The 19,441-nt window shown below is 58.1% G+C and carries 14 protein-coding genes; 7 read left to right on the forward strand and 7 right to left on the reverse strand.

What is annotated here, in order from left to right; translation table 11 throughout:
• Nucleotides 1-63: 63 nt before the first annotated feature.
• Nucleotides 64-1,071 carry a DUF2860 domain-containing protein gene (locus OKC42_RS17020; protein WP_257687175.1) on the reverse strand — a complete coding sequence of 336 codons (1,008 nt, stop codon included), beginning with the start codon at nt 1,069-1,071 and terminating at the stop codon, nt 64-66.
• Between the two features lie 206 nt (nt 1,072-1,277).
• Between OKC42_RS17020 and arcB the strand changes: the two genes are divergently transcribed.
• The 6 genes from arcB (at nt 1,278) to OKC42_RS17050 (ending at nt 13,179) form a co-directional block, all read left to right on the forward strand.
• The gene (arcB, locus tag OKC42_RS17025) at nt 1,278-3,590 is read left to right on the forward strand and encodes an aerobic respiration two-component sensor histidine kinase ArcB (protein ID WP_257123686.1); all 2,313 of its coding nucleotides are present in this window, start codon (nt 1,278-1,280) and stop codon (nt 3,588-3,590) included.
• A gap of 33 nt (nt 3,591-3,623) precedes the next feature.
• Nucleotides 3,624-4,988: a dGTPase gene (gene dgt / locus OKC42_RS17030; RefSeq protein WP_270820317.1), complete on the forward strand. Its 1,365-nt coding sequence runs from the start codon at nt 3,624-3,626 to the stop codon at nt 4,986-4,988.
• Nucleotides 4,989-5,302: 314 nt separating this feature from the next.
• On the forward strand, nt 5,303-5,506 hold the full coding sequence (locus OKC42_RS17035; protein ID WP_076492755.1) for a hypothetical protein: 204 nt from the start codon (nt 5,303-5,305) through the stop codon (nt 5,504-5,506).
• Nucleotides 5,507-5,729: 223 nt separating this feature from the next.
• Entirely contained in the window at nt 5,730-9,971 is a 4,242-nt protein-coding gene (locus OKC42_RS17040) for an ATP-binding protein (protein WP_270820319.1), read from the forward strand.
• Nucleotides 9,952-11,163: an EAL domain-containing response regulator gene (locus OKC42_RS17045; RefSeq protein WP_100654486.1), complete on the forward strand. Its 1,212-nt coding sequence runs from the start codon at nt 9,952-9,954 to the stop codon at nt 11,161-11,163. The genes OKC42_RS17040 and OKC42_RS17045 overlap by 20 nt, the downstream gene beginning before the upstream one ends.
• Before the next feature lie 39 nt (nt 11,164-11,202).
• A complete protein-coding gene (locus tag OKC42_RS17050) occupies nt 11,203-13,179 on the forward strand; it encodes a HAMP domain-containing methyl-accepting chemotaxis protein (protein WP_270820321.1) in 1,977 nt (658 codons plus the stop codon).
• A gap of 59 nt (nt 13,180-13,238) precedes the next feature.
• On the opposite strand, the gene rfaH is transcribed toward OKC42_RS17050, so the two are convergent.
• The 4 genes from rfaH to metN all read right to left on the reverse strand — a co-directional run bounded on the left by rfaH (nt 13,239) and on the right by metN (nt 16,339).
• The gene (gene rfaH, locus OKC42_RS17055) at nt 13,239-13,739 is read right to left on the reverse strand and encodes a transcription/translation regulatory transformer protein RfaH (RefSeq protein ID WP_005339074.1); all 501 of its coding nucleotides are present in this window, start codon (nt 13,737-13,739) and stop codon (nt 13,239-13,241) included.
• Nucleotides 13,740-13,835: 96 nt separating this feature from the next.
• Nucleotides 13,836-14,636: a methionine ABC transporter substrate-binding lipoprotein MetQ gene (gene metQ / locus OKC42_RS17060; protein WP_167565957.1), complete on the reverse strand. Its 801-nt coding sequence runs from the start codon at nt 14,634-14,636 to the stop codon at nt 13,836-13,838.
• Nucleotides 14,637-14,661: 25 nt separating this feature from the next.
• Nucleotides 14,662-15,315 carry a methionine ABC transporter permease gene (locus OKC42_RS17065; protein ID WP_005339070.1) on the reverse strand — a complete coding sequence of 218 codons (654 nt, stop codon included), beginning with the start codon at nt 15,313-15,315 and terminating at the stop codon, nt 14,662-14,664.
• Nucleotides 15,296-16,339: a methionine ABC transporter ATP-binding protein MetN gene (gene metN, locus OKC42_RS17070; protein ID WP_110303434.1), complete on the reverse strand. Its 1,044-nt coding sequence runs from the start codon at nt 16,337-16,339 to the stop codon at nt 15,296-15,298. The genes OKC42_RS17065 and metN overlap by 20 nt, the downstream gene beginning before the upstream one ends.
• A gap of 505 nt (nt 16,340-16,844) precedes the next feature.
• On the opposite strand from metN, the gene OKC42_RS17075 reads away from it, so the two are divergent.
• Nucleotides 16,845-17,300 carry a hypothetical protein gene (locus OKC42_RS17075; protein ID WP_021231947.1) on the forward strand — a complete coding sequence of 152 codons (456 nt, stop codon included), beginning with the start codon at nt 16,845-16,847 and terminating at the stop codon, nt 17,298-17,300.
• Between the two features lie 105 nt (nt 17,301-17,405).
• Here the strand turns inward: OKC42_RS17075 and ppgK are convergent, their stop codons facing one another.
• The gene (gene ppgK / locus OKC42_RS17080) at nt 17,406-18,146 is read right to left on the reverse strand and encodes a polyphosphate--glucose phosphotransferase (protein WP_005339062.1); all 741 of its coding nucleotides are present in this window, start codon (nt 18,144-18,146) and stop codon (nt 17,406-17,408) included.
• Between the two features lie 111 nt (nt 18,147-18,257).
• Nucleotides 18,258-19,412, reverse strand: a complete 1,155-nt coding sequence (gene queG, locus OKC42_RS17085) for a tRNA epoxyqueuosine(34) reductase QueG (protein ID WP_257687179.1) — start codon at nt 19,410-19,412, stop codon at nt 18,258-18,260.
• Nucleotides 19,413-19,441 lie beyond the last annotated feature (29 nt).

Here is a 19,441-nt window from a genome sequence, read left to right on the forward strand (position 1 = left end):
AACGCCGGATAGCAACAAGGCCACCTTCGGGTGGCCTTGTTGTATCGGTGCGCACAACTGTCGTTAGAAGTTGTAGAGCAGGCCGGTGTTGAACATCACTGATTCAGAATCGTAGAAGTTGATGTCGGAATCGGACTTGGCATAGCCAGCGGTAAAGGTTGCGGAGAGCGGAGCAATACCGAACGGGCGGTGCCAGAAGAAGGTGCCGGTCAGGGCAAACTCGTCGGAGTCGGCTTTTTTGTTACCAAAGTCAGGGATTGGATTGGCTTCATCATATTTGGTCTGGCCCAGATAGGCGTTGCTGACGAAAGACCACTGGGAAGCGCGCATGCCGTAGGTCAACTGGAGGCCGTTGCTCTTGTAGCTTTGGGCGCTGCCGTCCAGATCGGCTTGGCGGTAGATAAAGGCTGGCTCCAGAATTTGACCGGGTGCCAGCTGCCATTTGTAGGAGAGGTCGAGGGCGTGGATCTTGCCGTTGCGATCCAGCTTGGCTGCATAGTTTGTCTGGTTATCCTTATCGTATTGCTGGCCGCTGCGTTCCTCATCCACCTCGATGTTGCGGGTGGTCAGGCTGCCATTGAAGTTGCTACCCCAGATGCTGTCCCAGGCGAAGCGCACCCCTTTTGACTTGATATCGGTCGACTGGCGATCAACGCCTACGGCGAAGGGATCGCTCCACTGCTCGGTCGGCATGGCATTAAAGACCACGGAGCCAGCTACGATGCCCTTGTCGCTCATCTCCTGACGGATACCGAGCTGCTGGGTGAAGTCGAAACGGATGGCATCCTGGATCAGGTTACCGAGGAAGACCTGGGTGCGGGTATCGGCAAAGGTGTAGCGGATATCGGCGTTGAGCAGCGGGGCAACGGCGGAGCTGCTCTCGGCACTGCCCAGTCCGCTCAGGCGGCGGTTTTCATCATCACCACTATAAAAATTCGATTCGTAATTGATGACACTGACCCCGCCAAGCAGGAAACCGGACCAGCCAGACTCCTTGGGAATTTCACCCAAATCAGCATAAGCACTATTTGCGACCAGCAGGCCCAGGCCCAGCAAGGTGGTGTTGCGCATCGGATAACTCCTAAATTAAATGGTTGTGAATTATTTCAGCCGGTGAGTATAAAGAAAAAAACTTAATGGCAACTGACTCAATATTGCCAATTATCCTAACCCACTCATTTCATTCGGCGAATCGTTAATTAATTGTGCGAGATTAAGAAGAGTTCACTCGGTTGTGCTGGTATTCTGTACCGCGAATATCGGGGGAAAACAATAAGATGAAACAGATTAAATCCTGGGCGCAATATTATGTCGATCTGATGACCAAGCTGGGACTGGTGCGCTTCAGCATGTTCCTGGCGGCGGGCATTATCGTGCTGGCGGTCGCCATCCAGATGGGGGTGACCCTGTTCCTGCGCGGCAATATCGATGTGATCGACTTCGTTCGCTCGGTCTTCTTTGGCCTGCTGGTGACTCCCTGGGCGGTCTATTTTCTCTCCATCGTGGTGGATCAGCTGGAGGATTCCCGTCAACGACTGAGCCGGATGGTGCGCAAGCTGCAAGATATGCGCGAGCGGGATCTGGAGCTCAATACCCAGCTGCAGGAGAACATCAGCCGTCTCAACGCCCAGATTGCCGAAACCAATCGGGCCGAGAGCCTGCGTCTGCAGGCCATCGAGGATCTCGAGAACGAGGTGTTCCAGCGGGAGAAAGCCCAGCTCCATCTGGGGGAGCGCACCGCGCTGCTGCGCTCCTTTATCGACTGCTCCCCCGATCTGGTCTACTACCGCAACGAGGATGAGCAGTTCTCCGGCTGCAACCGCGCCATGGAAGAGCTGACCGGCAAGGTGGAGGCCGAGCTGATCGGTCTGACCCCGTTCGATGTCTACAAGCAGGAGATCGCCAACAAGGTGGTGGAGACCGACAAGCAGGTCTTTGCCAGCAACGAGCCGCTCACCTACGAGCAGTGGCTGGAGTATCCCGATGGCCGCAAGGCTTACTTCGAGCTGCGCAAGGTGCCCTTCTTCGACCGCTTCGGCAAGCGACTCGGCCTGCTCGGTTTTGGCCGCGACATCACCGAGCGCAAGCAGTATCAGGACAAGCTGGAGAAGGCGAGCCGTGACAAGACCACCTTTATCTCCACCATCAGCCACGAGTTGCGCACCCCGCTCAACGGCATTGTGGGCTTAAGCCGGATGCTGATGGATACCCCCCTCGATCCCAAACAGCATCAGCAGCTCAAGACCATTCACCTGAGTGCGGTGACCCTTGGCAATATCTTCAACGACATCATCGACTTGGACAAACTGGATCGCCGTCGCCTCGAAATTGCGCCAACCCGTATCGACCTGCCTGCCTTCCTCGACGAGCTGGAGACCCTGTCGCGCATTCAGGCGGAGCAGAAGGGGCTCTATCTCCATTTCGATCGCGATGGCGACATGCCGCAATTTGTGATGGCTGACGGTACCCGCCTGCGTCAGGTGCTGTGGAATCTGGTGGGCAACGCGGTCAAGTTTACCGATGAGGGGGGCGTCACCGTGCGTTGTCTCTCCCATCCAGCCGACGAGCCGGGCAAGCTGGCCCTGCACTTCGAGGTGGAGGATACCGGCATCGGCATCCCGCGCGCCCAGCAGGAGAAGATCTTCGCCATGTACTATCAGGTGCAGGGCAAGAAGCACGCCACCGGCACCGGCATTGGCCTCGCGGTCTCCCGTCAGCTGGTGCAGGCGATGGGCGGGCAGCTCTATGTGGACAGCGATCCGGGCGAAGGCTCCTGCTTTACCGCCGAGCTGGAAGTGGCTTGCGCCGAGCCTGTGTTGCCAGAGCAGGAGGAGGAGATGCCCTCCCTCGATATCCTGCTGGTGGAGGATGTGGAGCTTAACGTGACAGTAGCCTGCGCCCTGCTGGGCAAGCTGGGTCATCAGGTGCAGGTGGCACGAGACGGCACCCAGGCGTTGGCGATGGCCAACCCGGATGATTTCGACCTCATTTTGCTCGATATCCAGCTGCCGGACATGACCGGCTTTGATGTGGCGAAAACCCTGCTAGAGCGTTATGGCGACAGCCTGCCACCCATGGTGGCGCTCACCGCCAACTCTACCGGCGATCGCCAGTATTATCGGGATCACGGCATGCAGGATGTCATTAACAAGCCGCTTGGCTCCAAAGCGGTGCGGGAGGTGATTGGTCACCTGTTTGCCGATCTGGCCGAGGATGAAGCGGACGAGCAGGCGGATGCGGGCAACCAGGATGCCCTGCTGGATATCCCCTTCCTCACCGATTACGCCGATACCGTGGGAAAGCAGGTGCTGCTCTCCAGCGTTGATCTGTTCGAGAAGATGATGCCGGACTACATGGCGGTGCTCGACTCCAACATGATTGCCAAGGATCAGGCCGGCGTGGTGGAAGAAGCACACAAGATAAAAGGGGCGGCAGGCTCCATCGGTCTGCGTCGACTGCAGCAGACGGCCCAGCTGATCCAGAGCCCGGATCACCCCGCCTGGTGGGAAAACGTGGAAGACTGGATTGAGACGCTGCGCCGGGAATATCCGGGCGATATCGCCCGTCTGCGGCGCTGGTTGCTGTCTTGAGTCTGATGGAAGTTGCTGGCAAGGAGCTGCGAGATGTATAGCCGTTTGATTACCCCCGCGCGCATCCACCCTTGGGGGAATGAGGAGCTGCTGGAGGCGACCGAGCAGGATCGCGCCCGTATCGTGCAGGCCGCGCCGGTGCGTCGGTTGCAGCAGAAGACCCAGGTCTTTCCGCTCGATGTGAAGGCCTCGGTGCGCAGCCGTCTCACCCACTCGCTGGAGGTGCAGGAGACCGGCCGCCAGATCAGCCGCCGCATTCTGGCTGCCTTGCCAGCAGGCACGGTCTGCGAAGGGGCTTTTATCAATCTGGTGGAGATGTCCTGCCTGCTTCATGACGTGGGCAACCCGCCGTTTGGCCACTTTGGCGAGCAGGTGATGAGCCAGTGGCTCGGCGAGATGCTCGATCCCCTCTATCAGCAGGCGCTGGCGCAGCCACCTTCGGCCCAGTGGGCTGAATTGCGTCAGGATCTGCAACTGTTTGATGGCAACGCCCAGAGTCTGCGGCTGGTGCACAGCTTGCACGAGCTCAACCTGACACTCGGACAACTGGCGGCACTCTGCAAATACCCGCAGCAGCCGCAACCCGGGGTGAGTTATGGCCAGCATCATGGCTGGAGCAGCAAGCGGGGCATCTTCTTTAGCGAGCAGCCGCTCTACCGCGCCCTCGGTCAGAGCCTGGGATTGGCCCCCGGCTGCCGTCATCCGCTGGTCTACATCATGGAGGCGGCCGATGACATCTCCTACTGCATCGCCGACCTGGAAGATGCGGTAGATCGGAGGATCCTGACTCAGGGTGAACTGCTGGCGGCGCTGCGAGCTGCTGACCAGAGTGACTACATGGGCACCTTGCTGGATGAGGCGCTGGCTTCTGGTCGGGGCTTTTTCCCCCATTTTCGCCAGCAACTTACCCGGGATCTGGTTGCGCTGGCGGCGCAGAGCTATGTCAGCGAACATCAGGCCATTTTGCAGGGATCCTATCCGCAAGCGCTGCTGCACGGTCAGGCGCCGGCGGCGCGGGTGCTCGATATCCTCAAACGGGTGGCCCGCGAGCTGGTCTTTATGCGCCCCGAGGTGGAAGCGCTTGAGCTGGAGGGGTATGCGGCGCTGCGCGGGGTGCTGACCAGTTATGCCTGCCTGTTGTCGCTGCCAGCGCCACAGTTTGCCCGTCTGCTGGCCGGGGAGGGGAGTCAGGCGCTGTTCTTTGCGCGCCGCCTCTATCACCGTCTCTCGGCCCGCCATCTCAAGGCCTATCGATTGGCGATTGCCACCCCGGATCCGCGATTTGCCTGCCAGAACGAGCAGGAGTGGTATTACCGGGTGCGGTTGCTGCTCGATTATGTCAGCGGCATGACGGATACCTATGTACTGGAAGAGTACCGGCTACTCTCGGGGATCTGATGCCCCAGGCTCCTGTCGGGCAGCATAAAATGCCGTAAAAACGTTTAAAAAGGAGTCGCAAGAGGCTTGTGTTAAATTCGGATATTTTTTAGACTTCTGCAACCTGTTCAACTTTTACCCGGTAAGGAGACGAAAATGCAACATCTGATGCTCAATATTGCATTCTCTCGCGGCACTGCGTGCGGCGTGAAATCTCGTGCTCTTTTACCGCGTGGCGTAAACAGGTAACCCCTGTCTTTTTATCACCCGCGGTTCGTCCCGCAGGGTGATATCCACTTTCTCCGGGAGAACCGCATGTTCAACTGGAGAATGTCATGTCTATCGAACTGGTTTTACTGCGCAGTGTTGAATCCCTGGTCCAGAAAAGGATTGCCCGGGTCGAGCGTCGTCTCGTGCAGGTCAATCTGTCACCCGCCCTGCTCAGGGATATCGGGCTGGAAGGATATCAGGGTCAAATCGCCCTCGTTCGCGAGCGGGAGTATCAAACCGGCTTCCGCCTCGGGAATCGAATAACCTGATCGCGAAGGGGAGAATAAGATCCCCCTCGCTAGTGAAATGGCAGGCTGCATGCCTGCCATTTTTCCATCTTGCGGTTGATTCCAGGTTCACATGTTGGTGACTCAGTATTATCCTCTCCGCCCTCATTGTAACAGCTGCGATTGTTTTCTCGCCTTGCGTCGTCAGGATCTGCAAGATTAGAGGTGGCAGCCCTATCTGTTTTACTCATCAGGACAAGACCTTATGCCACTCCTTCGTCAGCTTTTTCTTCCCATTTTGCTGTTGTTTTCAGGCATGTTGGCTGTTGCGGCTCCCCAACCGCAAGATGAGAGCACAAGTAACGAAATTTCTGCACAAAAGGAGCTGCTGGTCGGGGTTCCCCGTGGTGGTTATCCCCCTTTCATCTATCAACTCCCCAACCTGCGTTATGCCGGTCCGCTCAAGGAGCTGGCCTCGCGTATTGCAGCCGAAATGGGCGTGTCATTGCGTTATATCCCCTACAACTCCTACGTAGATGCCCAGATTGCTCTCCAAGGTGGCCAGATCGATGCATTAATCGGGGTCGAACGTAATGCTCTTGAGCTGAAGGGGATAAACCATATCGGCAGTATCGGTTCATATGCCCGCTCCATTTTAATGCATACCCCGGATCAGCAATTGACCCTGGAGCAGGCGCGCAAGTTACGCTGGGTCTGTATTCGCGGGTTTGGCAGTTGTAATGAATTGGCGCGTTTGGGGATCTCTGATGTAACTGAGCTGGAGAGCCGCACTGAGGCGACCTATATGGTCAAGCTGGGCGCTGTCGATGCATATCTTGAGTTGGGGCCAATTGTTACCCTCAAGATGGAGAGAATGCCAGCGTCAATGGGGGTTGTCGCTCCTGGGTGGCTTTCTGGCAGCACGTTGACGATGGCGACCAGTTCCCTCCAGCCAGAACTGAGTGAGAAGCTTTGGCAGGCATATCAACGGATACCCGTTGCAGACTCACGATTACGGTTGCATCAGGAAGATGAACGCGCCAACGCTGGTCTGTTGCCGGAACCAGATGAGTCTAGTTGGCTGAAGCAGAGAAACAAGGTCATCAAGTTCGCCGTTGCCCCCAGATTTGCCGGCATCAGTGAAATCGATGACGAAGGTGAATTGCATGGCTATACGGCAGACCTGATGAAGTTATTGAGTCTGCGCTCCGGGATCCGCTTTGAGCTGGCGTCGACAAATACCTGGCAGGAGTCACTTAAAATGCTGAAAGAGCACAAAGTGGACCTTATTCCCTTGATGACACCGCTCAAGGATCGTCAGTCCTTTGCCTCTTTTACCTCCTCCTATCTGAAGTTAGACAGCTATGTTGTAGCCAGACACGGTGCTCGCCCGCTGAAGTCGTTGGTCGAGCTGAAAGGGCGTCTGATTGGTGGTGTGACGGGCTCTTACGAAGCCTCTCTCATTCACGCGCTGGGCGCCAATATTATCGAAGTAGGCAAAGATGCCGATTTACTGACCTTGCTTGATACTGGGCGAGCCGAATATGTGCTGTTGACCATGACCAATCTGGGACAGCAGGCGATGAAGGGGTTCAATGATAAGTATCAGGTGGTGCTGAGCTCTCCCGAATTTTCCGTACCTATCAGTATGGCCGTCGACAATGCTCAGCCCGAGTTGCTCCGAATCATGGACAAGTTGCTGCTGACCATCACGGATGAGGAGTGGCAACTGCTGGAACGACGCTGGCTCAATGTGTCGGTCAATATCGAGTCTGATTACACCCTGATTTACAAATGGTTGGCCATAGGGGGGGGCGCCTTGCTCGTCAGCGGTTTGCTGGTGATGTTCTGGGCTCGCAGTTTGCGTCGCCAGATTGCGCAGCGGAAAATCGCAGAGGACAAGCTGAACGAACAGTTGCTGTTTGTGCAGACTTTGCTCAACTCACTGCCAACCATGGTGGCGCTACGTGATAGCGAGCAGCGGATCACCTTGTGCAATCAGGCCTATCGCGATGCTTTTCTCGGTGCTGGCAGTTGCAGTGAGGAGCTGCAAAACATGCCAGAGACACTCAGAAACAGTGTGTTGGAAGAAGAGCGTTTAGTGTGGCAGACAGGACAGGATCTGGAGGGGGCAGGGAGCAACCTGCGAGCTGATGGTACGCCCTGCCATGTTATCTATGCCAAACGCCCTTATCGCGCTCCTGATGGCAATATGCTGGGGGTGTTGACAGTACTGACCGATGTCAGCCGGATCAAGGAGGCGGAGGAGCGCGCCCGTCAGGCTGAAAATCGCCTAACCCAGATTACTGACAGCATGCCTGGCGTTGTTTACCAATATCTATGGCTGGGACCGGGTAAGGGACGCTTTCTCTACGCTTCTGAGGGGGCTAATGAGATCTTGGGGGTGACCAATAGGGAACTGTTTGGCGCTGAGTCGGCCGGTGAGGTATTTGGCTTTACCGAACAGGCGCTTCAGGATTTTGTCAGCAAGGTGGCCAATCATGCCGAGACTCTGGCGCCCCTCGACCTGGAGGTCAAGGTGGAGCGACCTGATGGAGATCGCTATCTGCAAGTGCGTGGCAACTTTGTCAGACAGGAGCAGCAAGCACTGATCCTTAACGGGGTGATTCAGGACATCACAGCCCTCAAGCAACAGGAATATGAGTTGCGCGAAGCTCGCGCCTATGCCGAGCAGGCGATGCAGGCTCGCAGCCGCTTTTTGGCAACCATGAGCCATGAACTACGAACACCCATTTCAGGCATGCATGGCATGCTCGAATTGCTGCAAATGAGCGAGCTGAACGACGACCAGCGTTTTATGGTGCGCAATGTGGTCACCTCGACCAATAACCTGCTCTATCTGGTCAATGACATCCTCGATTTTTCCAAGATAGAAGCGGGTCAGTTGCAGTTGAATTACCAGAGCAGCCGGTTGCAAACGGTGATCTGCGATGCCATTCGTGGCCACGCGGCACTGGCTCATAACAAGGGGCTCAATGTGGTGCTGGAGTGGGAGCATCATGTGCCGGATTGGGCCGACATCGATGGGGTGCGTATCGGTCAGGTCATCTCCAACCTGCTCAACAATGCGGTGAAGTTTACCGAACAAGGGGGGATTACGATTCGGGTCAGCTACCTGAGCGAGCAACTGACCATCAGTGTCAGTGACACCGGTATCGGGATCGCCGAAGAGAAGCAGGCGCTGCTGTTCACGCCTTTTGAGCAGGTGGAGTCAGATATCAACCGTCGTTTTGGTGGCACCGGACTGGGGTTGGCAATCTGTGAGCAGCTGGTATGCAAAATGGGTGGGGCACTGGCACTGACCAGCAAGGCAGGAGAGGGCTCCTGCTTCCGCTTCACCGTGCCGCTAACCAATCCGCAGTGGGATCCCCCAGCTCTGGCTGACACAGAATGGTGGTTTTTCAGCGATGACACCAACCTCGAAGCGGCCATGGTACGGCAGGGGGCCAAGCTCAGGTACTTGGGGGCCAATGAGCTCAGTCGCTCACTGGAAGGGTTGCTGTTGGCCGATCAACGGTGGCTTGAGCAAGCGCTTGGGGGGGAATGGCAAAGCTGGCTGCAACACTCTGCGCTGAAGGGGATCATAGCGTCACCCGATGAGGCGTTACGGGGTCGGATTGGTGAACAGAAATGGTGGCGCCTGGGGCTATCTCCTCTCTATCCGGATCTTCTGCTGGAGAGCTGCCACGAATTGCTACAGGAGCGGGTCACACCAATCCTCCCTGCGCTTGCAGAGAAGCTGGGTGGCAAAGTATTGGTGGCTGATGATCATCCGGTCAATCGTGCCTTGTTGGCACGGCAGTTAGCCATTCTTGGTATCGAGGCTCAGGTCGTGGAAGATGGCGAGAAGGCTCTGCGGGCTTGGCAGGGACAGCAATTCTCTCTGCTGTTGACTGATTGCCATATGCCGGTGATGGATGGTTATGCCCTGACCAAGGCGCTGCGGGCTGCGGGAGTGACGGCCCCCATCATAGGGGTAACGGCAGATACGTCGGAAGAGGCGAGTGCTCGTATGGTAGAGGCTGGCATGAGTGACATGTTACTGAAGCCCTACCCGCTGGATATCTTGCGCCAGATGCTGGCCCATTGGCTGGCAGAGAGGACGCCAACCAGAAGCGCGGTTGCGCCCGTTGTTGGGGCTACAGGCATGCAGGCTGAGCGCTGGTTGGCGCTGTTTGGTGACGAGCTGACCGCGCGAGCCATGGCGGTGGAGTATCTCGATTCCAACCGGCAGGATGGCGAGGCTATGATGGCAGCGCTTATTTGTCATGATGCCAGCGCTTTGGTAGAGACAGCCCACCGGATCAAGGGGGCTGCCCGAATGGTCGGGTTGGAGGAGCTTGCCAGCCAGGCTGCCATGCTGGAATCGGCAGCGCGATTGAAGCGGCTCGACGAGATCGACGATCTGGTCAGCACAGTGCAGAGGTTGATGACGGCGATTGCCCACGACATTGGATTATGGCTCGATGAAAAAAGCACAACATGAGTTGGTCATCATGGTCGTGGAAGACCATGGATTTCAGCGCAAGGCGCTGCTGCACCAGATCCGCAGCCTGGGTTACCCGAATCTGCTGGAAGCGGTTGATGGTATCGAGGCGTTGGCGCTTAGCCAGCAACACAACGTCGATATCCTGTTTTGCGATCTGCGAATGCCCGGAATGGATGGCATGGCGCTGTTGCGCCGCCTGTCGCTGGGTGGTTTTCAGGGCGGAATTATCCTCTCCAGCGCGCTTGAGGGGGATGTGGTCGAAGCCGTATTGCGTATGAGTACCGCTTATGGCCTGCAGGTGCTCGGTCGCATAGAGAAACCCTCAACGCCGCAGCAGCTCCAGCGGCTTATCCAGGCTTGGTCACCCCGGCAGGAACCCCTCAGGGAGGAAGAGGGGCACAGAATAGGACTCGATGAGTTGCGTCGGGCGATCGAACAAGATCAACTGCTGCCCTGGTATCAGCCCAAGGTGAGTTTTGCATCCGGCGAGTGGGTCGGGATGGAGGCGTTGGCCCGCTGGCAACACCCCGAGTTTGGCCTGATCCCTCCCGGGCGTTTTATTTCACTGGCGGAGAGCAACGGGCTTATCGATCCGTTGACCGAGGTGATCATCAGCAAATCTCTGAGTGATGGTCATTTATGGGAGGAAACCGGGTTGTCACTCAATCTGTCGATGAACCTCTCTACCACCTCACTCATTGAAGGGGACCTCTGCAACTTATTGATTGATCAGTGCAAGCGCTGGAGTATCAATCCGGAGCTTATCACTCTGGAGGTGACCGAGAGCGCATTCGTACAGGATCTGGGCAAGTCTCTGGAGGTGCTGACCCGGCTAAGGATGCATGGCTTTGGCCTCTCCATCGATGATTTTGGTACCGGCTACTCCTCAATGCAGCAGCTGGCACTGTTGCCGTTCACCGAACTCAAGCTGGATCGCTCCTTTGTCGATCGCTGCCATGCCGATCCGTCACGTTTGGCTATCATCGAGTCCAGTATCGAGTTGGCCCGCAAGCTGGGGCTGAAGTCGGTGGCGGAAGGGGTAGAGGATGAGGCAACCTGGCGAGTGCTGGCCCAACTCGGTTGCGACCTCTGTCAGGGATTTTTCTCTGCCCGCCCGATGCCGCGCAGTGAATTGGCTAATTGGCACCGGACTTGGCAAGATAGATTGCCTACACTGATATCTATCTGATTCTGTTGGCTGGATCCCTCCGTTTGAACAAGGATGTTCATGAAAATCTCAAGCAAGTTGCTGCTCAGCTTCGGTTTTATCAACCTGCTGATCCTGCTCTCCTCCACGCTGGTCTATTACCGGCTGACCCAGATCAATCAGGCCCAACACACCCTGCTGGAGCAGGCGCTGCCCGCCCTGCAGCGGGATGAGGCGAGCCAGAAGGCACTGGTTGCCACCGTTTCTGCCCTGCGTGGCTATCTGATCCTCGGCAAGGATCCGGCTCAGGCTTCCCGCCTCAAGCAGGAGTGGGAGTCGGCCTGGCAGGCCATCGCCCATCAGGCGTTCAGCCCGGCGCTCGCCAAGTCTCTCGAGACCTTCAAAAGCCATCAGGAGAAGGTGTGGACCATCGCCCAGAGCGAAGAGAATCTGCCCGCTCACACCCTGATGTTGCAGGAGGCGGGGCCGTTGGTGGAGGCGGCGCTCGATCAGTTGCAATCCTTTGCCAATGAAGAAGTTGGCACTCCGCAGGATCAACTCTCCGGCGATCGCCGCATGCTGCTCAAACAGGTGGGAGATGCCTATAACAGCCTCGCCAACGCCCTCTCTGCCCTGAGGGATTTTCTTATCTCAGGCGATCCCGAATACCGCAGCAAATATCAGGATTACTACCAGTTTCATCAGCAGCGGGTGGCTGAGGTTAAACAGCAAGCCGCGCTCTTTACCGACACCCAGCAGAGCCTCTGGCAGCTGTTTGAAGAGATGGCGCCCCCCTTCTCCGAGCTGGTGGGGCAGGTGATCGAGAAACGCCAGGCGCCGGATTGGGATCAGGCAAACTACCTGATGGCCACCGACATCGAGCCGATGCAGTCCAGCCTCAGCGAGCAGCTGGTCCAGCAGGTGGGGAAAACCCGTGCCGAGGTGGATCAGATTTCGGCGCAGATGACCGGAGCCGGGAGGGCTATCAACCAGACACTGCTGTTGGCTACCGGCAGCGCCATCGTGCTTGGCATGGTGGTCGCATGGCTCTTTAGTCACCGTCTGACCCGTGACATTGCCTGTCTGGTGACCCGGGCGGGGCAGGTTGCGGATGGCCGGCTGGCGGCTGAGCCCTTGCCAATCACAGGGCAGGATGAGTTGGGAGAGTTGACCGGTTCCATCAACCGGATGTCTGCCCAGTTACATCATCTGGTCGGGGAGTTGCAGGGCGCAGTGGGGCAGGTCGAGGTGGCCTGTCTCGATGTGGGCAGCACTACCAGAGCCATAGTGGCGGATCTTACGGAGCAGGATCAGCGGGTCGATGCGGTGGCGGCGGCTATCGATCAGATGTCAGTGAGTGCTCGTGATGTGGCTGGCAACATTGCCGGTGTGGCGGATGGAGCCCATCAGGTGCGGCAGCAGACCCGTCAGGGAGAGGCCGCGCTGGCGCGAATGAGCGATACCATGCAGCAGATTGCCGCCATGATTGGACAGGCCAACGAAGCCATGGGGCTGCTGGAGCATCAGAGTGAACAGGTAGGGCAGATCACCGAGGTGATCGCCACTATAGCCGAGCAGACCAATCTGCTGGCACTCAATGCGGCGATAGAAGCGGCGCGGGCAGGCGAGCAGGGGCGTGGTTTTGCGGTGGTGGCCGATGAGGTTCGCCAGCTGGCAACCCGCACCCATCAATCCACCGCCGAGATCAGCCAGACTATTGCGGCCATCTCCCAGCAGACTCGCCAGACGGTAAGTACCGTCAGCAGTGGTACCCGGTTGGTAGAGCAAGGGCGGGATGCTGTTGGATTGGTGACCGATACCCTGAGTGCCATGAACCAGCTGGTTCAGTCGCTGTCGGGCCAGCTGGAGGCCATTTCGGTGGCAACCGAGCAGCAGTCGAGGGTGGCCGCCGAGGTATCCGGGACGGTCGACGACATTGCCGCGCTCAGTCGGCAATCCTGTCAGCGTAGTCAGCAGGGGGAGGAGATCGTAGCCAGACTGGCTGGCGATACCGGCAAGCTGAAGGCGGTCATCGCCCGCTTTGATCTTGATGCGTGAGATGGCGGGATTATCCCGCCATTGCTATTGCCATTCACCGGGCCGTCTGGCCCGTGGGTTTAGTCCAGACGTCTGAAGGTGTGGTTGTCGAAGCTGCTGGTGGTCTCCCGGTTGAGCAGGCTGACCAGCAAAATCGCCCGTTTCTCTCCATCCGGCTCCATATAGATGGCTTCGAAGCCGGCAAGTGGCCCCTCTTCAATCAGCACCTTGTCGCCCGAGCAGGGAAGGCTGGCGTAGCTGGCTCTCGCCTCGTCGCTGTCATCGCGGCTCATCAGCTGATAGACCAGCTTGCTGCTGATGGGGGTCCATTCACTGCCAAAGTGGATGATCCGGCTGATGCCGCGGGTCGACTTCAGGGTGACCGGTGTTACCTCTTCCAAATCGACGAAGATAAACAGATAGTTGGGGAACATGGGTTCCCGTACCGGAACTCGCTTGCCCCGGCGCAGCTTCTCGATCTCCACCATGGGGTAATAGGATTCGATACCCTGGGCATCGAGGTGGGCGCGGGCGCGGGCCTCTTCTTTTGGCTTGCAGTAGGCCAGATACCATTTTTTCATGTTATGAGTATGTTCGTGTTGCCGTGCTCGCGGATATGATAGCGGCGCCAATAAAAAAGGCCACGCATTGCGTGGCCTTTTTTGCCGAGTGAGCAATTACCAACCTTTTACCAGGCCGCCTTTGAACAGCTCGAGACCTTTCTTGTAGACATCATCGGTCTGGAAAGCTTGTACGAACTGTTTGACCTTCTCGTCATCCTTGTTGTTGTCGCGGGCGACGATCAGGTTGACGTAGGGGGACTCTTTGTCCTCAACAAACAGGCCGTTCTCGGTCGGGGTCAGACCAATTTGACCGGCGAAGGTGTTGTTGATGATGGCCAAGTCCACGTCTTCCAGCGAGCGCGGCAGTTGGGCTGCTTCCAGCTCGACAATCTTGAAGTTGCGCGGGTTGCTGGCGATATCCAGCACGGTGGCTTCCAGACCGGCGCCATCCTTCAGGGTGATCAGGCCCTGTTTGGCCAGCAGGATCAGGGAGCGACCCAGGTTGGTCGGATCGTTCGGTACCGCGATCTGAGCGCCATCTTGCAGCTCGCTCAGCGCCTTGATCTTCTTGGAGTAACCGGCAATCGGGTAGACGAAGGTGTTGCCAACCGGCACCAGCTTGAAGCCGCGATCACGCACTTGCGCATCCAGATAGGGTTTGTGCTGGAAGGCGTTGACGTCGATGCTGCCATCGTTCAGCGCTACGTTCGGGGTGACGTAGTCGGAGAAGTTGACGATCTGAACGTCCAGACCGTATTTCTCTTTGGCGACCTTGGCAGCCACTTCAACCAGCTCGGTCTCCGGGCCGGCAATAGCGCCCACTTTCAGAACCTTGCTCTCTTCTTTTTGACCGCAACCGGCCAGAACCAGACCAGCCAGCAGGGCAGCTGCAACGGATTTGATGCCAAATTTCATAAAACCTCCTGTCAGAAATCGACGATTAACGATGATCACATTTGTTGACCAGGCGCTCACCCGCGCTCTGGATAAGTTGAACCAGTACTACCAGGATAACCACAGTCACCAGCATGACGGTCGGGTCAAAGCGCTGATAACCATAACGAATACCCACATCCCCCAGACCACCGCCACCGATGGCCCCGGCCATGGCCGAGTAGTTCACCAGCGTGACGAGGGTAATGGTGACGCTGTTGAGGATGCCGGGCAGAGCCTCGGGCAGCAGCACCTTGGTGATAATTTGCAGCGGCTTGGCGCCCATCGCCTTGGCCGCTTCCAGCAGGCCGTCCGGCACCTCCATCAGGGCCCCTTCCACCAGACGGGCGATGAAGGGGATGCAGCCGACAGTCAGCGGCACGATGGCGGCGATGGTGCCGATACTGGTGCCGACAATCAGCCGGGTCAGCGGAATGATGGCGACCAGCAGGATGATAAAGGGCACCGAGCGACCCACGTTGACCACCATGCCCAGAGTACGGTTGAGCAAGGGGTTGGCCAGGATCTGGCCCGCCTTGGTCACATGCAGTGCCACGCCGAGCGGCAGACCCAGCAGGCAGCCAAACAGGGCGGAGGCAAACACCATGATCAGGGTGTCGCCCAGGGCCGTGATGAGCAGATTAATCATGGCTTCGGACATAACCCATTACCTCCAGCTGAATGTGGTTGTCGATGAGAAACTGCTGGGTCGCCTCGCACTGGGCTTCATCCCCGAACAGCTCGGCCAGCAGGAAACCGAATTTGACGCCACCGGCGTACTCGATGTCCGCGCTCAGAATGCTGATGTCGATATTGAAACGGCGACTTGCCTCGGAGATCAGCGGCGTATCGACCGTGCTGCCGGTAAAGCCAAGCTTCACCAGCGGGTAGCTGCCCGGCACCCGCTCGCTGCTCATCCGATCCTGATACTCCTGCGGTACCTCCAGATGGATGGTGGAGTGGATGAAGTCACGGGCCAGCTGGGTCTTGGCGTTGCTGAAGAACCAGGCCACTTCGCCGTGTTCGATCAGACGGCCGTCGCTGATGATGGCCACTTCGTCACAGATCCCCTTCACCACATCCATCTCGTGGGTGATGAGCAGGATGGTGAGCCCCAGCTTGACGTTAATCTCCTTGAGCAGGGTCAGGATCGAGCGGGTGGTCTGCGGGTCGAGGGCCGAGGTGGCCTCGTCACAAAGCAGTACCTTGGGGGCCGGAGCCAGTGCGCGGGCAATGGCGACGCGCTGTTTCTGACCGCCGGAAAGCTCGGACGGATAGGCCTGGGCACGGGCTTCCAGCCCGACCAGCGCCAGCAGCTCGGCAACCCGTTGCTGGATCTTCTCTTTGCTCCAGCCCGCCAGCTCCAGTGGAAAGGCTATGTTGGCAAACACGGTGCGGGAGGCCAGCAGGTTGAAGTGCTGGAAAATCATCCCGATCTGGCGGCGAGCCTGGGTAAGGTCCCGTTCGCTCAGGGCGACCAGATCCTGGCCATCAACGATGACTTGTCCCTCTGTCGGGCGCTCCAGCAGGTTGACACAACGAATGAGGGTACTCTTGCCGGCACCGGAGGCACCGATCACCCCGAAAATTTTGCCTTGGGGTACATGCAGACTCACATCACGCAGGGCGTGCACGGCGTCACTGCCTGTACCGTAGACTTTGTTGAGACCGATCAACTTAATCATGGATTCTTCCGTGCAAACAGCCTTAAAGCACAGGGCGCTACAGGCGGGGAAATTGGGCAGAGGTTCCACTGGGTTACTCTGTCATCATGGAGGATGATGCTAAGATGTCTGGATGGCCATGTCAACGCATGTTTTTACGTCTAGACGTCTAAAAAAGTGATAAGGATTTCTGTCAGGCGGATAACGATCAGGATGGTATTGTTGCTCTTCCAGATCCTGTTTCGTCCCTACGGGATATGACCGAATTAAAGATGGTTTATATCGGGTATATGCTGGTTTTATTAGTGTGCCAGCCCGTTTCTGTTTACATCTGCTGTCGAGCTTAATGTTCCTCCATCGTTGCACAAATTGCTGCACAAATCGTTCCCTATTCGTGACCGGATCACCTGATCGCCACTTTGTCGGCGTCAACCTTGATGCAGCGCAAGGGGGGCTCGGATAGGGATTGGGTCGGTTGCGCTTGTTTTTTATACTGATGATGCCGACAAGCATGGAGGGCAGTGCGATGAGATTCCAACAGATCAAAGAGTTGCTGCACTATCTTGAACAGGTTCATCACCAGCTCGGGCTCTGTTACGGGCGTTTGACCAGTCAGGTGGACAACGAACGGAGCCGGATGTTGCTGGTCTATCTGCAAGGGCGTGAGGATGCGGCCAGTGCCCATCTGCACGAATATGCCGCTCAGCTGGGAGAGGCGGTCAGGGAGACCTGGCTGAACCAGAGTTTCAGCGAGGACATGCTGCCTGCCATTACCCGCTTCGAGCTGCCGGCATCAGTCCAGACCCAGGATATCGTCACTCAGGTATGCCGCTGGGAAGAGCAGCTGGTGGGCGAGCTGAGCCATCTGGCACGGGAGTGCCCGACACCGGCCACCACCGCTTTGCTCGAGAATCTGGCCGGGCTGGAGCAGACCCGCCTGACCCGACTGGTGCACGGGGTGCATCGACTCGACGACATGTAACGGGTGATAAGTGCCAAACACGCAAGATAACGGCCAAACAAAAGGGCCCGGCAGCAGTACCGGGCCCTTTCCATTGGATATCTGCTGACTTGCAGTGAGCGTCGGTTAGCCCTGCTGCTCGGCCGCGTAGAGGGCGGCCCCGATAATGCCCGCCTGATTGAGGCTGGCCGCCGGAATCAGTGGCGCCCGGGTCTCGATGCGATCGACAAACTTATCCAGCTTGGCTGCGCTGCCGCCCCCCAGAATGAAGAGGTCGGGGGAGAAGAGAAACTCGAGGCGCGCCAGATATTTGTTGAAGCGCTTGCCCCAGCGGTTCCAGGAGAGATCTTCCCGTTTGCGCGCCGCATCGGAGCAGTAGTGCTCGGCGACCATTCCTTCCAGCATCAGATGGCCCAGCTCGGTGTTGGGCAGCAGATGGCCGTTGACGAAGATGGCGGTGCCGATGCCGGTACCGACCGTGATGAGGATGATGACCCCCTTGCGATCCTTGCCGGCACCAAAGCGCATCTCGGCCAGACCGGCGGCATCGGCATCATTCAGCACATAGCAGGGCTTGCCGGTGACATCGGCAAACAGATGCTCGGCATCGGTTTCGATCCAGCTCTTGTCGATGTTGGCGGCACTCTTGGCAACCCCGTTGTGGATGGTGGCGGGAAAGCCGCAACCCACCGGTCCTTTCCAGTCGAAATGTTCGACCAGCGCCTTGAGGGTATGGGCGATGGCGGCCGGGGTGGCCGGTTGCGGTGTGGCAATGCGATGGCGCTCGCCAATCAATTCGCCGGTTTTGGTATCGACCAGACAGCCCTTGATCCCTGAGCCTCCAATATCCACTCCCAACATATGCATCTGTGTTGTCCTTGTTGTGTGCCGACCAGTTTGCAGTGACCACGCTGTTATGGGCACTGCAGGTCGGCAGAGCATGAAAAAAGTGCTGCAATCCGGCAAGGGGCAGATCACTTATGCGTGATCCGACAGACCTTTTTCGATGCAGCGGATCAGCAAACGGGTCTTCTTGTTCTCTTCATCCTGACGCCGGGCAAGGGTGGTCAGCGCCCATTCGATATGTTCGGCCACCATGGGATCGGCGGTGGTCAGCCCCAGTTGCAGAGCCGCGATCACCTCGGGGGTCGCCGGGCCATTGCCAAGGGCGACTGCCAGATTGCGGCGCCAGCGTTGATAGCCGATGCGGCGGATCGGGCTCCCCTCGGTCTGTTTGAGGAAATCGCTCTCGCTCCAGCACCACAGCGCCAGCAGGGGCGGGCGGTGCAGGCTGGGGCGGGGGCTAAAATCGGGTTCCGGGCTGGCATCTGCGTAGCGATTCCAGGGGCAGATAAGCTGGCAGTCGTCGCAGCCGTAGATGCGGTTGCCCATCAAGGGCCTGAACTCTTCCGGAATAGGACCGTCGTTCTCGATGGTGAGATAGGAGATGCAGCGGCGGCCATCCACCACATAAGGGGCGACAATGGCGCCGGTCGGGCAGATGTTGATGCAGGCGACGCACTTGCCGCACTGCTCCTTCTCCACTGGCTGGTCGAGCGGCAGCGGCAGGTTGAGCAACAGCTCACCGAGAAAGAAGAAGGAGCCGGCCGATTCGTTGAGCAGCAGTGAGTGTTTGCCAACCCAGCCGAGGCCCGCCTTGGCTGCCAGCGGCCGCTCTAGGATGGGGGCGGAGTCGACGAAGGGGCGCCACTCACCCAAGGTATCTTCGGTGCCCTGAAACAGCTCGGCGCAGCGCGCTTCGATGCGATCACCCAGCTGTTTGAGCCGGTTGCGCAGCACCTTGTGGTAGTCGCGGCCGAGGGCATAGCGGCTGATATAGCCGAGGGTCGGATCGCGCAGGGTGGCGGCAAAACCCGCCTCGAACGGCAGGTAGTTCATCCGTACCGACAACACCCGCACCGTGCCCGGCAGCAGCTCGTGGGGGCGCGCGCGCATCATGCCGTGGCGCGCCATGTAATCCATGCTGCCGTGATAGCCCGCATCCAGCCAGGCCTGCAATCTCGGCTCTTCGATACGCAGGTCGGTGTCGGTGATGCCCGCCTGGTCAAATCCTAGCTCCCGTGCCCAGAGCTTGATATCGTGGGCCAGCTGGTGGAAGTCAGGTGCGCTCATGCGGCTTGGCCTGGCCGGTGTTTGCTGGC

It is taken from the genome of Aeromonas sp. Y311-2 (assembly GCF_027706025.1).
GTDB classification, from domain to species: Bacteria; Pseudomonadota; Gammaproteobacteria; order Enterobacterales; family Aeromonadaceae; genus Aeromonas; species Aeromonas veronii.

Coding starts and splice junctions, on each gene's coding strand:
- OKC42_RS17020 (WP_257687175.1), bottom strand. CDS start 1,071: ATGCGCAACACCACCTTGCTGGGCCTGGGCCTGCTGGTCGCAAATAGT.
- arcB (WP_257123686.1), top strand. CDS start 1,278: ATGAAACAGATTAAATCCTGGGCGCAATATTATGTCGATCTGATGACC.
- dgt (WP_270820317.1), top strand. CDS start 3,624: ATGTATAGCCGTTTGATTACCCCCGCGCGCATCCACCCTTGGGGGAAT.
- OKC42_RS17035 (WP_076492755.1), top strand. CDS start 5,303: ATGTCTATCGAACTGGTTTTACTGCGCAGTGTTGAATCCCTGGTCCAG.
- OKC42_RS17040 (WP_270820319.1), top strand. CDS start 5,730: ATGCCACTCCTTCGTCAGCTTTTTCTTCCCATTTTGCTGTTGTTTTCA.
- OKC42_RS17045 (WP_100654486.1), top strand. CDS start 9,952: ATGAAAAAAGCACAACATGAGTTGGTCATCATGGTCGTGGAAGACCAT.
- OKC42_RS17050 (WP_270820321.1), top strand. CDS start 11,203: ATGAAAATCTCAAGCAAGTTGCTGCTCAGCTTCGGTTTTATCAACCTG.
- rfaH (WP_005339074.1), bottom strand. CDS start 13,739: ATGAAAAAATGGTATCTGGCCTACTGCAAGCCAAAAGAAGAGGCCCGC.
- metQ (WP_167565957.1), bottom strand. CDS start 14,636: ATGAAATTTGGCATCAAATCCGTTGCAGCTGCCCTGCTGGCTGGTCTG.
- OKC42_RS17065 (WP_005339070.1), bottom strand. CDS start 15,315: ATGTCCGAAGCCATGATTAATCTGCTCATCACGGCCCTGGGCGACACC.
- metN (WP_110303434.1), bottom strand. CDS start 16,339: ATGATTAAGTTGATCGGTCTCAACAAAGTCTACGGTACAGGCAGTGAC.
- OKC42_RS17075 (WP_021231947.1), top strand. CDS start 16,845: ATGAGATTCCAACAGATCAAAGAGTTGCTGCACTATCTTGAACAGGTT.
- ppgK (WP_005339062.1), bottom strand. CDS start 18,146: ATGCATATGTTGGGAGTGGATATTGGAGGCTCAGGGATCAAGGGCTGT.
- queG (WP_257687179.1), bottom strand. CDS start 19,412: ATGAGCGCACCTGACTTCCACCAGCTGGCCCACGATATCAAGCTCTGG.